This window comes from Lachnoclostridium sp. An169 (genome assembly GCF_002160525.1).
GTDB classification, from domain to species: domain Bacteria; phylum Bacillota; class Clostridia; order Lachnospirales; family Lachnospiraceae; genus Mediterraneibacter; species Mediterraneibacter cottocaccae.
On record NZ_NFKT01000032.1, the window covers coordinates 24,824 to 39,354 of the forward strand.

Annotated in this window: 12 protein-coding genes; 11 read left to right on the forward strand and 1 reads right to left on the reverse strand. The window is 49.4% G+C overall.

The features are described 5' to 3' along the window. The first annotated feature begins 15 nt into the window (after window positions 1–15). From B5F07_RS17875 to B5F07_RS17890, 4 genes are read left to right on the forward strand one after another with little or no spacing between them, the layout of a single operon-like run. The gene (locus tag B5F07_RS17875) at window positions 16–516 is read left to right on the forward strand and encodes a tRNA (uracil-5-)-methyltransferase (protein WP_087162570.1); all 501 of its coding nucleotides are present in this window, start codon (window positions 16–18) and stop codon (window positions 514–516) included. A 44-nt stretch (window positions 517–560) separates the two neighbouring features. Then, window positions 561–1,070, forward strand: a complete 510-nt coding sequence (locus tag B5F07_RS17880; RefSeq protein ID WP_140398047.1) for a hypothetical protein — start codon at window positions 561–563, stop codon at window positions 1,068–1,070. A 45-nt stretch (window positions 1,071–1,115) separates the two neighbouring features. Further along, complete coding sequence (locus B5F07_RS17885) at window positions 1,116–1,616, forward strand: hypothetical protein (RefSeq protein WP_087162572.1); 501 nt, start codon at window positions 1,116–1,118, stop codon at window positions 1,614–1,616. A 15-nt stretch (window positions 1,617–1,631) separates the two neighbouring features. Beyond that, complete coding sequence (locus B5F07_RS17890) at window positions 1,632–2,426, forward strand: LPXTG cell wall anchor domain-containing protein (protein ID WP_140398048.1); 795 nt, start codon at window positions 1,632–1,634, stop codon at window positions 2,424–2,426. An 81-nt stretch (window positions 2,427–2,507) separates the two neighbouring features. On the opposite strand, the gene B5F07_RS17895 is transcribed toward B5F07_RS17890, so the two are convergent. After that, complete coding sequence (locus tag B5F07_RS17895) at window positions 2,508–2,747, reverse strand: antitoxin (RefSeq protein WP_087162574.1); 240 nt, start codon at window positions 2,745–2,747, stop codon at window positions 2,508–2,510. 272 nt (window positions 2,748–3,019) lie between these two features. Between B5F07_RS17895 and B5F07_RS17900 the strand changes: the two genes are divergently transcribed. The 7 genes from B5F07_RS17900 (at window position 3,020) to B5F07_RS17930 (ending at window position 14,507) form a co-directional block, all read left to right on the forward strand. Then, entirely contained in the window at window positions 3,020–4,300 is a 1,281-nt protein-coding gene (locus B5F07_RS17900; protein WP_087162575.1) for a CapA family protein, read from the forward strand. Window positions 4,301–4,311: 11 nt separating this feature from the next. Continuing rightward, the gene (locus tag B5F07_RS17905) at window positions 4,312–7,230 is read left to right on the forward strand and encodes a glycosyl hydrolase (RefSeq protein ID WP_087162576.1); all 2,919 of its coding nucleotides are present in this window, start codon (window positions 4,312–4,314) and stop codon (window positions 7,228–7,230) included. A gap of 293 nt (window positions 7,231–7,523) precedes the next feature. After that, window positions 7,524–8,414, forward strand: a complete 891-nt coding sequence (locus tag B5F07_RS17910; protein ID WP_242972576.1) for an ABC transporter permease — start codon at window positions 7,524–7,526, stop codon at window positions 8,412–8,414. Next, on the forward strand, window positions 8,414–9,313 hold the full coding sequence (locus tag B5F07_RS17915; RefSeq protein WP_191403417.1) for a carbohydrate ABC transporter permease: 900 nt from the start codon (window positions 8,414–8,416) through the stop codon (window positions 9,311–9,313). The genes B5F07_RS17910 and B5F07_RS17915 overlap by 1 nt, the downstream gene beginning before the upstream one ends. Window positions 9,314–9,453: 140 nt before the next feature. Beyond that, a complete protein-coding gene (locus B5F07_RS17920; RefSeq protein WP_087162577.1) occupies window positions 9,454–11,031 on the forward strand; it encodes an extracellular solute-binding protein in 1,578 nt (525 codons plus the stop codon). 135 nt (window positions 11,032–11,166) lie between these two features. Beyond that, window positions 11,167–12,939: a cache domain-containing sensor histidine kinase gene (locus tag B5F07_RS17925; RefSeq protein ID WP_087162578.1), complete on the forward strand. Its 1,773-nt coding sequence runs from the start codon at window positions 11,167–11,169 to the stop codon at window positions 12,937–12,939. An 11-nt stretch (window positions 12,940–12,950) separates the two neighbouring features. Then, window positions 12,951–14,507 carry a helix-turn-helix domain-containing protein gene (locus tag B5F07_RS17930; RefSeq protein WP_087162579.1) on the forward strand — a complete coding sequence of 519 codons (1,557 nt, stop codon included), beginning with the start codon at window positions 12,951–12,953 and terminating at the stop codon, window positions 14,505–14,507. The last annotated feature ends 24 nt before the right edge of the window (window positions 14,508–14,531 follow it).

Consider the following 14,531-nt stretch of genomic DNA (forward strand, 5'->3'; position numbering starts at 1 on the left):
AGAGGAGAATGCGAGATGAATAAGACAGCAAAAAACATTCTCCTGATCCTGCTGGCGGTGGTTCTGGTGGTTGGCGGTGTATTTGTCGGGATGAACTGGAATCATTGGTTCGGAGACGAGCCCGCTGATACTGCAGAACTTGACGCAAATGCGGAGGACTATACCGGAGACAGGGATGTGTACCAGGGAGAGAAGAACACAGATACGATTGACATTCCCGGTTTTGAGGCGATCAATCTGCAGGCGGGAACCACCGAGCAGAGTGTGAATCTGTATAATCCGGAGCAGAACACCTGTTATTTCCGGATGTCGCTGCTCCTTGCGGATGGCACGGAGCTTTGGAAAAGCGGCCTGGTGGAGCCGGGGAAAGCAATCTATCATATCACTTTGAACCAGACGTTAGAAGCTGGGGAATATGAAAATGCGATACTCAAATATGAGTGCTTCGTCATGAATGATGAACAGACGCCGTTAAACGGCTCTGAAATAAAACTGACATTAAATGTATTAGAATAGGGAAGGCAAGGATGTACCCTGAAAATTTCAAGGAGGAGACAAAGATGAAGAAAAAATTAGTTGCAGCAATGATGGTGGCAGTGATGACGGCGGGAATGGTAATGCCGGTCAGTGCGGATACAGGAGTTTCATCAAAGAATCTAACTGTAGGATACGAGGAAGAGTCCACTTTTGTGTTGTCAATTCCGGCAGAGGTTACATTATCTGAAACCGCCGGAACAATCGGCACTGTCGGCTTGAGCTCCATTAACGTATCTACCACAGAAAAAGTACAGATCAGAGTGACGAGTGGTATTTCAGCAGAAGGAGCAGTAATACTTACCGATATGCAGGATCCAGGAAATACCTGTACTTCTACTGTCAGGCTGGAGCAGGGCGGCGATCCGTTGGCTTCTGACGGTATAATCGCAGAATTTACAATGGATTCTAATCCTTTGACTGCGAATCTGTATTTTGATGCTTTAGGAAATGTGCCTGCAGGAACATACAGCGGCCAGATGACATACCAGGCGTCTATTGTGAGTACGGCCGATGCCGGAGCAACGGGAGAATAATATCGGAAAGACCGGGAACATTCCGGCAGAAGGGAGATACAGATTATGAAAGAAAAGACGAGAAAAGCGGCAGCGCTTGCTTTTTCAGCAGCCCTGGTTATGGCAGCCGGGATTCCGGCTTATGCCAGCGAAGAAACCAGTACCGGAATGCAGGAATCATCTCTGAACTTAAGTATGAGCAAGGATGCGGATTTTATGATGTCGATCCCAAAGACTACAGCCAGTATTCAGTTCGGAGCAGAGAATACCGTGATTGGCGATCTGTATGTGACCGGGGATATCGGCACAAAACAGCAGGTGGCTGTGTCTGTGGAGAAAACAAAGTTTACAGATGTAAAGGATGAAGATAACTGTTTTCCATTTACTCTGCAGAGCGGCGGAGCGGATTTTGAAGAAGCGGTATGGGACTGGAAACAGGTTCGGGCGGATACGCCGACAGCCTATTCTCTGACGGTGCATATCCCAAATGAGACCTGGGGAGAAGTTGTTGCAGGTGATTATGCGGCAACGCTGACATTTTATGCAGAGCTTCAGAATGTGGAGTAACAGGTGGTGATAAAGTTGAAGAAGCGAAGAATGACAGGATTTGCGGCGCTGTTTCTCCTTCTGATCTTCATTTTCCCGCTGAATGCTTTTGCAGCAGAGAACACCGGTCAGTCCGGAACTCAGATTACGCTGACGGTATCTGTTCCCGGATATCCGGCGGATGTGGAGGGCGGAGCGGCACAGACAACTCTGCCGGACGGAAGCCGGGTAGCGGTACAGGGGGAAGTGCTGCCGGATGGACTGCTGTTTGTAGTGGAACCGTTAGAGGCAGGGACTCTTGCGTGGATCGAATCGTGTATGGAAGGCAAAGGAACCAACCTCCGGGGTTATGACATCTATTTTTTGGATGACAGCGGAAACCGGTATGAGATCACAGAACCGATCACGGTATCCTTCAGTCTGAATGGAGAATACCGGAATCCGGCAGTGTATTATATCTGTGAAAGCGGAGAAACGCAGAAGATGGAAACTTCCGTAAACGAAGATCAGATTTCCTTTATCACAGACCATAACAGCTATTATGCATTGGCGGAACAGGTGGAAACAGCGGAACCGGAAGAACCCGGGAAGCCGGAAACTCCGGAAGAGCCAGACGCGGCAGGCGGTTCCGGAAGCCCTTCAGGCAGCCCGGGCGAAACCGGCGGGCAATCCGGTACGGGCGGCACAGACAGCGAAACGTCGGGGGGATCCGGAGAAGAACTTCCGAAGACGGGAGATATGGTACAGACCGGCCTGTGGGCGGGGATGATGGCAGTCTCGGTGATTCTTGTGTTTGCCCTGGTGGATAAAAAGAGGAAGCAGATTATCTGAATATGCTGACGAATTTTCCAGCAATATTGGTTAATAGTAAAATAAACGGTACGGATTTGAACAGGAATCCGTACCGTTTCCTTAAGTTTCGGAACTCTTTTTCCTGGCAGCTTCTAACTTATGAAAGGCCGCAATTCTACGATCTTCATTTCCTTCTTTCGTTTCAAGAGGAGCAGATATGATAAAAGGAATCCGCCTTTCTCTTAATGCAGTTCTTGTAAAGGTCTCATAAAATGTCTGCTTAGTCTGCCCCATTGCATCCAACATTTCACCAAGCTCTTCATAGAGTGAATCTTCCAGTCTTATACTGATTGTTTTCATAGCAGTCATCTCCTTTACAGATCTATTATTAAATATACTATTATTATATAATAATATGAAGCTTATAGCAAGCAATAGCATTCATTTTTAAAACAGAACGGAGAAAATACAATATTTCGTTCTCCGTAAACGGCAGTTGCCGCGCTGAAGAAAGGACTTGCGGCGATGTTGGATATGATTTATTCTATTGAATATGGAGCCCGGAGCAGGAGAAGATATTTAATCAACTGAGCCGGAATCAGGATACTATACAAAAGAGAAGAGGGGACAGGATGACGGAAGAGGAGAGAAGATACCGGGAATATCTGGCGAGGAAGAAGCGGCGGGCGGCGATCCGCAGGAAGAGGATCATCAGGAGGAGGATTGTACTTGGGGGACTTCTGCTGATCATAGTCCTGATCGCGGCTCTGATAACAGCGGTTGTGATGGCAGTCCGGAACAATCAGAGAAAGGCAGCGGAAACGGCGGCGAAAATCCAGGCGCAGGAAGAAGCGGAGCAGAAGGCGGCTGCGTTGGAAGAGGAGAACAACACGCTTCATTTCCTTGCCGTGGGAGACAATTTCTATCACGATGCGATTCTGAACGCAGGGAAAGACGAGAACGGGAACTGGAATTTTGATTCCATTTATGACAATGTCAGGGAGACGATCGGAGCGGCGGATCTTGCCGTTGTGAATCAGGAGGTTCCCCTGATCGAAAACGGGGATAATGCCAGCGGATATCCAAAGTTCGGGACACCTCTGGCGGGAGGCGATGCGCTTGTAAACGCAGGATTTGACGTGGTTACCATGGCGACGAACCATGCCTATGACAAAGGGGATACGGGAATCACGGATGCCCTCTCTTTCTGGAGAAACAGCCATCCGGAGATTACTCTTCTGGGGATACATGACAGTGCAGAGGATCAGAGTGCAAACCGGGTAAAGATCGTGGAGAAGAAGAATTTCAAAATCGCTATGGTAAACTACACCTGTCTGATCAATGAGGACGCACAGGTGCCGGAGGACAAGGCTTATTCGGTGGATGTGTTCAGCGAAGAGACGGCTGCGGCTGATATTGCGGCGGCGAAAGAGGCGGCGGACTATGTGATCGTTTACCTTCATTCCGGTGTGGAGAATGACAATGAGGTGGACAGCCGTACCGCGGAACGGGTGCAGTATCTCGCTGACCAGGGAGCGGATCTGGTGATCTGTACGCATCCCCATGTCCTGCGGAAAGTGGAAATGCTGACCAGGGCGGACGGAGGACAGACGCTTGTGTATTATTCACTTGGCAATTTCGTCTCCGCACAGAAAGAAGTGCCGCAGCTCCTGGAAGGAATGGCGGATATCACACTGAAAAAGGATAAGGATACGGGAGCAGTGACGGTTGCGGAATATTCCCTCGTGCCTCTTGTGATGCACTACGAAGAGAATCAGACAAACTGCCGGGTATATCTGTTCTCGGACTATACGGAAGAACTGGCGGCGGAGCATGGGGCACACGGTTATTCGGAGGATGAATTTACCATGGAGAGCATAGGGCGGTATTTTGCGCAGTTTACTGGAAAGTGAGGAGAGAGCAGATGACAGAGAAAATATCGATGGATGTACGCCCGAAAGTACGGTACTGGCTTCCGGGGGCAGCAATGGAAGAAGCAGATCTGAGAGAGGAGATTCGGATGCTCGCAAGACGGGGATTCGGCGGGATTGAAGTGGTGGTACTGCAGAGTGTGCCTCAGGAGATCCTGCTTTCCGAAGATGGATGGGGAAGTAAAAACTGGGACAGAATGGTTGCTGTTATTAATGATGAGGCCAAAAAGCAGGGGATGACTGTTGATCTTGCAGCCGGACCGGGATGGCCGATCGCTTCTCCGGTGCTTGAGAGCGCGGATGATCCCGGAGTATTGTGTGAGCTGACTTACGGATGTCTGGAGCTGGAAGGCGGTACGCATTATGACGGCGCCCTTCCGGAGCGCCGGGTGGTGCACGAGGAAGGAACGCCGAAGCGCATAGCTGTTATGGCATATCGTATCGACACCTCGGATCCGGAGAAGAACGCTAAACTGGGAACAAAGGTAAAGTCCGCATTTGGAGAGCGGGAATATCGTCTCCCTTTGATAGCAGAAAGTTACATCAACCTGGAAAACTATGTAAATGCGGAGAACAACAAAGTGACCGCCAGGGACAGCGGACATCTTGTGTGGAATGTTCCCGGTACGCCGGAAGACAGGTGGATGGTGTTTGCATTCTGGTATCAGCCGGCAGTTCAGAAAATCAACGGAGGGAGGACGTATGTGGTTGATCACCTGAGCAGAGAGGGAGCAAAGGCTGTAGCGGATTACTGGGAGCCTGTGCTAAGCGCCGGACATTATGATGCCGTGGAATCTCTGTTCTGCGACTCTCTGGAATATGATGTGGCAACAGACTGGACTCCTGCGCTTCCGGAGATTTTCCGTAAGATCAATCACTATGATCTTCTTCCGTATCTTCCGTTTATCGGGATGTGCGATACTTACCCGGCGGGGGATGCGCCGGCTTTTCCGTCCAGGCCGGAGAGTATTCAGACACAGGTAAACGATGATTACATGGAGATACTGACCCGGCTGTACTGCGAGGAACATCTGGAACAGCTGGAAGAGATGGCGGGAAAATATGGAAAGACAGTGCGCTATCAGGTGGCCTATAATAAGCCTTTCGAGGAGGAACGCTGCGGCCTTTATGTGGAGATCCCGGAGAATGAAGCCCTCGGAAGAAGCCAGATAGACGGGCAGAGGCTGATGGCGGCTGCGGTTCATATGGGGAGAAAGAGCAGGTACTCTTTTGAGTGCGCAGCGGAATTCGGGCAGAGCTACGGACAGGGATACGAGGATCTTATGTGGTGGGTCAAACGCAGCCTGATGGCGGGAATGAACGCCCAGGTACTGCACGGCGCGTCCTATTCCGGCAGATGTACAGGAGCGGATCCGAACAATGTTCTGGCGAAATCGGCACTATGGCCGGGATATGAGGGATTCGGAAAATATGTCAGCAATAATTGGAACCGCACGCCTGATGAGAACCATGCAAGAGGATGTATGGATGCCATTTCGCGGATGAACCGTGTCTTTCGGGAACACGCCAGGATTGATCTGTGTATTTTCCGACAGGCTTATGAAAATTCCGGACTTGGGGCGGATTATTACCTTTATGACGATGACGGGCTGCTGACAAATATGGGATACAGCTATGAATATGTGTCTGATTATCTTCTGCATCTTCCGCAGGCTGAAGTGAGAAATGGCGAACTGGATCCGGAAGGACCGGGATACCGCGCGCTTATTGTGCCCCATCAGGGGAAAATGTCAGGGCGTGCCATGCAGAGGATTCTGGCTCTCGCGGAGGAAGGCCTTCCGGTAGTACTGGTGGGGGAGGCTCCGGAAGAATCCTGCTACTTCAGTGAGTGGAGAAGCGCAGAAGAGCGGGAAAACTGGCGGAACTGCCGGGAACGTCTGTGGGGGCGGCAGGTGGAAAATATCGTGCGGGCAGCAGAGATTTCCGATGTCCCGGAAGCACTTGCAGCCTGCGGCGTCTCTCCCCGTGTATTTCTGGAAAATGGCGGTGATCTGATGACCGCTGTGAGAAAGGAAGAAAACACAGACCGGATCTGGTATGTGCTGTATGGGTATAACCGGATCCATACAGGGGAAGGATTTGTCGGACCGGGAAATGCAGACCCGAAGGATGTAAAGCCGGTTTACCAGAGACCGGGGAAAGCATCAGAGAGAGTTGCAGATGTGGCGCTCAGTGGAAATGGCCCGGTATTTTCGCTGGATCCGTGGAGCGGCAGCCTCCTGCCGGAGAAATTTATGTATGACGGAGCCGGAAGAATGAAGGGCAGGATCCGCGTGGAGGAAGACGAGATGATCATTCTCTGCCTGCATAATGACGATAGATTTTCGGAGATATCCGGTGATCTGCCGGAACTTTCGGAGTGCAGAAAAGCCGGACGGATCCGGTTTGAAGAGTTCTCTTTCTGTGAATTCGGGCCGGATACTCCGGAGGGAAAATCATTTCTGCGAAGCAGCTTCGCGGAGACTCCCACATGGAGCAGGAAGCTTGAAACAGATGCAGAGCTGATACCGTGGCATGAGATGGATCCGTCTCTGAAATTTGCGGCAGGAGCGGGAATATACCGGGGAACTCTGGAAATTGATGAGGAACCTGCCGACGGAGAACGGCTGATCGTCAGCCTGGGTGATGTGTATGATACATTTACCGTGTGTGTGAACGGAGTGGAAACCTCTTTCCCGGATCAGGTTATGAAGCGCGCGGACATTACTGGTCTGGCGAGAAAGGGAAAGAACAGGATTGAAGTGCGAGTTGTCTCCGAACTGTACAATAAACTTGTGGGCACTGCGACAGGCGGGGACATTCCGTATAATTTACCTGGGGCATTTTCCCCGCGCTGTTACGGCATATGCCCGTCAGAAGAAAAGCCGGTGGAAGTATATATAAAAAAATAAGAGAAGATATAAACAGGGAATAAGTAAGTGCGTTAATGCAGGAAGGAAGATCAATCCTTCCTGTATTTTTTTCTGTATTCTACTGCCGGATTTTACTACCGGCTTTTTGGAAAATCTTAAAAATCCCATATCAATATCTAAAATCCCGATATTTTACCCGAAATTCAGAATGATAAAATAAAACCATAGCAAAAAGCAAGAATAAACAAAAAGAAGAAAAGAGAAAAAGAAAGAGAGGAAGGGGAAAAGTGAAAACTGCAGGGAAAAGAAAAAGGCAGGAGGGGTCACTCACATTGCATTTCAGAAAGTATTTTCCATATTATGCGATGATGCTTCCGGGAATTATATATCTGATCATGTTCAAGTATGTTCCGATGATGGGCAGCGTTATTGCTTTCAAAGACTACTCGGTGTTCCAGGGAATCTGGGGGAGCGCATGGTCAGGACTGGAAAATTTCAAGAAGCTCTTTGAGTATCCGGATTTCTACCGGATCCTGAGAAATACGATTGTACTTGGATTTATCAAGACGTTTCTGGTATTCCCGATTCCGCTGATTCTGGCACTGATGCTTAACGAACTGCGGAATGCGAAGATGAAAAAGGCGATCCAGACAATTATCTGTATTCCGTACTTCATATCATGGGTTGTTGTCGGAGGTCTGGTGTTCGACTTCTTCGGAGTCGGAGGAATCTTCAACAACGTAAGAGAGGCACTTGGGATGGATACGCTTCTGGTTATGCAGAAAGAATCATGGTTTCGCCCGGTGTATCTGATCTCGACGATCTGGAAAGAATCCGGATGGGGAACAGTGGTCTATCTTGCGGCGATCAGCAGCATCGATCCGAGCCTGTACGAGTCGGCGTCGATTGACGGTGCGTCAAGATTTCAGAAGATGCGGTATATTACCTTCCCGCTTCTGGTTCCTACGGCGCTGATTCTGCTTCTGCTTAATATCGGAAACTTCCTGACGCTGGGATTTGACCAGGTATACAATCTGTATACTCCGATGACATATTCGGTGGCTGATATTTTTGATACATATGTATTCCGCGTAGGTATTCAGGAAGCACAGTACAGTTTTGCAACGGCTGTCGGTCTGTTCCAGTCAGTGGTCGGACTGATCATGGTTGTGGTATTTAACAAGATTGCAAACAAAGTTTCAGAGGATGGAGGACTGTGGTAATGAAAATCGGAAAAAGAAAAGCACATGCACATGTCCATGAATCACGGGGGGACATCATGTTCGGGGCAGTGATCGCGTTTATCCTGATCGTATTTGCGATTGCAACGGCGATTCCGCTGATTTCCGAGCTGGCGGTATCCCTAAGTTCAAAGACTGCTTCACAGATGAACCGGATCAATCTGCTCCCGGTGGAATTTACACTGGATTCCTGGAAATACCTTCTGGCAAAAGGAGGAATCTGGAAACCGTTTCTGATCTCAGTGACTTCAACGATCCTGGGTGTTGCCATTGCGCTGATCCTCAATGTGCTGATGGCATACCCGCTGTCAAAAACGGAGTTTAAGCCCTCGAAATACATCATGCTTTTTGTGGTGTTCACGATGATTTTTGCAGCGCCGAAAGTACCGTATTTCCTGACGCTGCGCACGTACGGGCTGTATAATAACTACTGGGTTCTGATCCTGCCCCACATTATGACGGCCTATAACCTGATCATTGTCAGAACATTTTTCAAACAGTTCCCGAAGGAACTGGAGGAGGCTGCAATGATCGACGGATGCGGAAAATTCCGTATTCTGTTCCAGATCGTGCTCCCGGCATCCAAGGCTGTACTGGCAACGGTGGGACTGTTCTATGGAGTGACCATGTGGAACCAGTATGAGCATCCGCTGATGTTCATCAACAATATGGATCTGTTCCCGCTGCAGATGAAGATCCGCTCCATCGTGGACGGCGGAAGCGAGCTGCAGGCAGTGACCATGCTGCAGGATGCCAACTATACGCAGGCTACATTAAGCGCGGTGGCGGTTGTATTTGCCATTATCCCGATTCTGATCGCGTATCCGTGGATTCAGAAATATTTTGCCAAAGGCGCGATGCTCGGTTCTGTGAAGGGATAACAGAAAGAGAAAATGGATTATGGCGACAGGATGACCATAGGATAAAAGCTGGCAGAAAGCCGGTTTTTAATAGAGAAAGCCGCCTGGAAGCGCCAGCGAAAGAGCGGCTTTCCAAAAGCAAAACATAAGGAGGAAAGAAGATGAAAAGAAAAAGCGTAAAAGCATTAATCTGTGCGGTGATGGCTGCAACACTTGCTCTGGGAGCGTTGTCAGGTTGCGGCACAGGAAGTGGGACGGGTGAAAAGAAGGCATCTGAAAATGGAGATGCTTCCGATGAAGATCTGGAGGTCTGGACGACGAACAACGGCTTCCTGGCGATCGAGCACGGAAGCGAGACTTACAACCTGTTCAAGGAACTGACCGGAGTAGGCATCGTTCAGCCCTATGTAGAGTGGAATGGCGGCGAGACTTATAAGGAACAGCTCAATTACAGAATCGCAGCGAACGATATGCCGGATATGTTTACACCGGTAGATGGAATGGAGACGGATCTGATTGAGAGCGGGGCGCTTCTTGACCTGACGGATCTTCTGCCGGAGAAGGCGCCGCATCTGTGGGAGAGTATTCCCCAGGAGGTGTGGGACGCTGTGAAGGCGAATGATCCTACCGGAAACAACCGGATCTATACGATACCGACAGTGATCAGCTATGGCAGAAACGGCGCCATGATCCGTAAAGACTGGCTGGATAATCTGGGACTGGATATGCCGACCACACAGGAGGAGTTTGTTGAAGTGCTCCGTGCATTTAAGAACAATGATCCCAATGGAAACGGCGTGGCAGATGAGATCCCGACCGGAGGAAGAGAAGAGGCAAAATGGATGGGACAGCTGTTCGGCCAGTATGGAATCGCCATGTGGGAAGGTGCTCCGCAGTGGGATATCTATGACGGAGAGCTGACTTACTCGGCAGTGACGCAGAATATGAAGGATTGTCTGGAATGGATGTCAGAGCTGTACAAAGAAGGCCTGATGGATCCGGAGACGCTGCTCAACGACAAGGCAGCCTGGGATGGAAAGATCAACTCCGGCGTTGTGGGAATCTGGGAGCACATACCTCAGGAATGCTACAACTATGCGGAAAATATCTACAATGCAACGGGCGTGCAGCCTGAGATCGCGATCCTTCCTGCAATCTCCGCACCGGGATATGAAGGATTCTATACAGAGCGTCAGATGAACGGAAGCACATTTGTAGTGGCGAATACAGATGACGAGGCAAAGATCGACAAGATTATGGCTGTTCTGGATGCATACGGGAACAAGGATCTGTGGATGGATTTCTACAATGGTGTGGAAGGAATGCACAGCGAGGAGGTAGACGGCAAACTGGTCCGCCTTCCGGACGATCCTGCAACCATGGAAAATATTTATGCGCTTTCTCCGTATAACAATATTGCCGACCTTGATTTCCAGGTTGAACTGCTGTCATCCCAGCTGACTCCGGAGAGAGAATGGTCTGTTTCACAGGCGATCACAAATGTCCAGGATCTTCAGAACTACGTGAAGACCTATGCGGGAGACGGGCTGCCGGATTCTATCTATGCAGATTATCCGGATATCGGAAACCGGACATTATATGTAGAGTATGCAACCAAAATCATTACAGGAGAGTATTCCATCGATAAGTTTGATGAGTTTGTAGACCGCTGGTATGAGTCCGGCGGAGAAGAAGTCACAAAGCTGGCGAGAGAGTGGTACGCGAATAAGACGAAGTAATGATCCGGGGGCTCTGTCAGATGTACAGAGCCCCTTTTTCGGCGAAAAAGTTCCGGGATTTGTGCAGAAAAAAGTTGTGTGTTAAACTGGGAGAAAATATCGGAAAGGGAACATTTGGATTTGGTGGTGTGCAGAATGAAAAGGATATGGAACCGCCTGAATATGGCGGCAAAATTAATCGTTGTGTTTTCTCTGGTCAGCGTGATCCCGCTGGCTGTGAGCAGCTTTGTGCTGTATCATGTGGCGGCGTCCAGCCTGGAGGAAGCCATGGAGGAGACGACTTCGGCACTCAACTCCCAGATTGTGTCGGACATGAATGATTTCGTCAAAGACTATGATTCTCTCACGAAATCGCTGCTTGTGGACAATACACTGATCAGCAATCTTTCGGAAGACCTGCCGATCTCGGAACGGATCAATAACAAGCTGTATTACCGGCATCTGGTTATGGAGCTGATGGCGCTCAAAAGTGATATCCAGTCCGTGTGTATTATGAATATGGAAGGACAGTATTACCAGTATGACCGGAACGGAAAAGTGCTGGATTATAATTCACTGATCGGGCAGGAGTGGCTTAAGAAACAGCTTGACGGGACGGATACCATATTTCTGACGCCGCTTCATGACTGCTCTTACTATGACAGGAACCAGGATCAGATTTCCATCACATTTGGGCGCCGGATCTATAAAGCAGGTCAGGTGGAAGGCATGATCCTGATCGACATGTCGCCTGCCAGCCTGATTCGGCTGAGTGATGAGTTCTTAATGGAGAGAACCCAGTACAATATTAAGATCAATATTACGGACGCGGACGGAGGACTGATCTACGACTCGGATCTGTCCAGCGGCAGAGTGAATTACAGCCAGATTGATGAGGAGGCGCTGCTGCTGTATCAGAAGAATGAGAAGGATTTTCTGATTATGAGAAATGAGACCGAGATGCTGGGAATGAAGGTGAATACAGTGATCCCCAGAAGTACGATGTTTCTCCGTGTCAGCTATATTCAGAGGGTTACGGTACTCCTTGTGGCGGTGCTGATCCTTGTGATCATCGTGACCTCCATCCTTTTCAGCAGGAATATGGTGCGGCTGATCCGCAGGCTTCAGGACAGTATGAAACGTCTGGAAGCAGGAAAGTATGAGTACATTGACACACCTGTCGGAAATGATGAGATCGGAAGTCTGGTGAAGAGCTACAACCACATGGTTTCCAAAATGCAGGCGCTGATCGAAGAAGTCTACATTGCGGGAGTCCGGCAGAAAAACGCCCAGTTGATGGCCCTGCGGACCCAGATCAATCCGCACTTCCTTTTTAATACACTGGAATCCATCCGCATCAAGGCGATTCTGAACGGGGATGATCCGGTGGCGGATATGATTAAAATGCTTGCGAAAATGTTCCGGACGACACTGGACTGTGATGAATCACACCACAGGGTGATTGATGAACTGGAAAATATCCGTTCCTTTATCCGGCTTCAGAACATCCGATTTAACGACATTATCACGTTGGAGGAGGATATCGACCCTGAGATCTGTCAGGCGAAGATGATAGCCATCGTGTTCCAGCCTGTGATCGAGAACTGCTTTAAACATGGAAGCAGGGGGAGAAATGTACCCCTTCATATTTCGATTGAGGGAAGAAAAGAGGATGAGGATCGCATGGTTTTCACGATCCGGGACAATGGGAAAGGAATGTCCCCGGAAAGGATTGACGAGATGAACCGGGAGCTTTCCGGGGATCATACGGCGGGCATGGAAGAAGAGGAAAATACATCCCACAGCATCGGGCTTCGCAATATTGCCGAGAGAATCCGTCTCCGCTACGGCAATGAGGGAAGCCTGCGGATTGTGTCCAGTGATGAGAGCGGGACCGTGATCGAGATCCGGGTCCCATATAAGGAATAGGGGAGAAAAACATGACATTCAAGGTGATGATAGCAGAAGATGAAAGCGAAAAGGCAAAAGGAATCGCCTACCTGGTGGAGAAGTATAATCCGGAGTGTACGCCTGTTCTGATTGCAGCGGACGGAGTGGAAGGATACGAGATGGCGCTGCGGGAGAATCCGGATATCATTCTGACGGATATCCGGATGCCCAATATGGACGGGCTGGAGATGATCCGCGCGCTCCGGGACAGAGAATTTCCGGCGGAGTTTGTTGTGCTGAGCGGATACGCAGAATTTAACTATGCGAAGAAGGCCATCGAACTCGGTGTGAGGAATTTTATAACGAAACCGGTGGACGAGATGGAATTAAGCGGCACGCTCCAACAGGTATGCCGGGAGATTGCAGAGAAAAGAAGTACAGAGGATTCCCGCCTGAAGATGAATGATGATATGAGAAACTATGTGCTGCGGGATTTCCTGGAAAAAGGGGAGGGGGATATCTACAAGGTAAAGGAAAGTCTGGAGCAGATCGGTGCAGCCGGGACATACAGGGAGTATGCCTGCCTGGTCGCAGAGTGTGAGAACCCGGACTCCCGGAAGGAAGAAATGGAGTGTCCGGACTTTGGGGAGGAAGAAGAAATCTTTTTATACTGTGTAAAGTCCGATCCGGAGAGGCTGATTTTCCTGGCAGCAGGGGACAGTCTGGACGCAGAGAAGAAGAAAATGATCGGGGAAAAGTGCCTGTGCCTGATGGATGAGAATAATATCAGCACAAGCATCGGGATCGGCGGCACATATGGAGACTGCATGCAGTTGCCGAAGTCCTACGAGGAGGCCTGTATCGCCCTGAATTACCGGATTCTGAAGATGAAGAGCCGGGAGATTCTCTATGAGCAGCTCTGCGATCTGGAGTCAAATCAGGAGGAGCTTATTACCGATCAGGAGATGGAACGGCTGCGGGAGCGGATCGACCGTTTTGACCAGGAGGGATTCCGCGTTGCCCTCAAAAGCATCTTCAACCGGATTCTCTCCGAAAACCAGCTTACCCTTCCAGACCTGCAGAAGCTGAGCCTTAACATAGTGCTGATGGGACTTCATAATATCCCGCTGGCGCAGATCCAGATGAATGAATACTTCGGGAAAAACCTGTTTACCCTGAAGAGCATTGAAAAATTCCGTACTATTGAACAGCTGGAAAACTGGATTATCAATATGATCAACAGCATGAATGAACTGATGGTAAAGGATTCGATTCCGAAGAAGAAAGATGTGATTGCGGAGGCAAAGGAATATATCCGGCAGCATTACGACCAGAACGTTTCGCTGAATGATATTTCCAGACAGTTTTATATTAATCCCTCCTATTTCAGCCAGCTTTTTAAAAAGAAGACCGGAATGACCTATCAGAATTATCTCGCCGAGTACCGGATCGACCGGGCGGCAAAGCTTCTGGAAGAGACGGATCTGAGGATCTATGAGGTCTGCCAGATGGTCGGGTACAGCGATGTAAACCATTTTAACCAGTTGTTTGAGCGGCTCCGGGGCATGAAGCCGAATGAATACAGAAAGAAGTGCAGAAATGAGTGAAATCAGCGGCGCGGTACAGAGAAT